Source organism: Caballeronia sp. LZ028, assembly GCF_031451415.1.
In the GTDB taxonomy this organism is placed as follows: domain Bacteria; phylum Pseudomonadota; class Gammaproteobacteria; order Burkholderiales; family Burkholderiaceae; genus Caballeronia; species Caballeronia zhejiangensis.
Map to the genome: position 1 here is coordinate 1 of NZ_JARUXN010000039.1, position 1,209 is coordinate 1,209.

1 protein-coding gene is annotated in these 1,209 nt (G+C 61.8%); it reads right to left on the reverse strand.

Annotated features, from left to right (window positions below):
• Positions 1-1,209: type VI secretion system tip protein VgrG (locus QCE58_RS33965; RefSeq protein ID WP_309781251.1), on the reverse strand; the 1,209-nt coding region annotated here is incomplete at its 3' end.

The window sequence follows — 1,209 nt, forward strand, 5'->3', positions numbered from 1 at the left end:
TCCCCACGAATCAGAGCGAAGCTCATAGCCTTCGCCGCGCTTCTGCCTTTCGGCGTTGACGATGTAGCCCAGGTTCAGTTGCGTCTTGCCGCCGTACTCGGTGGCGAGCTTCACGCCTTCCTTGCCTTCGGCGTCTTCGAGCCTGAGCTTGTTGTTGCGGATGGTGCGAATGGTGTTACGCGTGTTCCATCCGTTGCGGCCGTGAATCAGGTCGGTCGCGTGGCTGTGGTGGTGAGCGTGGGCGATATAAGGACACCGCGGATCGCCGCCCGCGAAGGCTATGCCGACCTCGGTATCGCGCAATAGCGGCAGGTGAAAGCCCGTCTGATTCGCGCCCGCGAACGGTTTCGCGAGCCGCAAGCGAACGCTCTCGCCGCCTCTGGGCCATTGATCGGTGTCGAAGTCGAAACGCACCGTGTAGTGGCCGTTCTCGTCCAGCTCGGCGTAATCGCTGTCGTCACGCGTGGTAACACGCGCGCTCAACGTGCCGACGATCTTCGGCCAGGAGTGCTCCTGCATCGGAATCCGGTAGGGGCGGTCGGCAGGAATGGCCCGGAACGTGTTGTGATACGACTTGTCGCGTCCGGCTTCGTGGATCACTTCCGACAGCACCATGCCATGCGGCGCATCGGGCAGCTTCTCGTCGAGCCGCACCACCAGCCCCGGACCGAACGCCGACACCGTGCTCTTGCCGTCAAAACGGATCTGTCCGGACAGCGCTTCTTCGTGCCGCAGTTGCGCCTCGAACTTGGCGGCGTCGGCGTCGAGATGGCGGCTACCCCACGTATAGGACTGTCCGTAGGTGGTTTTATCGTCGCGCGCGAGATTGACTTGCGCTTCGATCGGCTCCCATGAACGCAGGGGGTTGTAGTCGCGAACGCGGATCGACTGCGCGACGGTCACGCTCTGCTGCTGCAACGACAACACCGCTTCGTGGCCCGTTTCCAGCCCTGAAGTCTCGCGATAGAGCACGTTCGCCCGCAGCGAATAGTCGTATCCATCGATGTCATCGGCGAAGATGACCTGATCGCCGAAATCGCCGGGGCGCGAGTAACAGAACAGCCCCGCCTGCCGCATCAACAGATGGATGAACGCCCAGTCCGATAGCTGGTGCTGCATGTGAAAGACGAGCTTCGGAAACTTGCGCCGCAGCTTGAACGCGAACTGATGCGTGAGGAAATCGTGATCGCGCAAGATCGCCTCGATGAT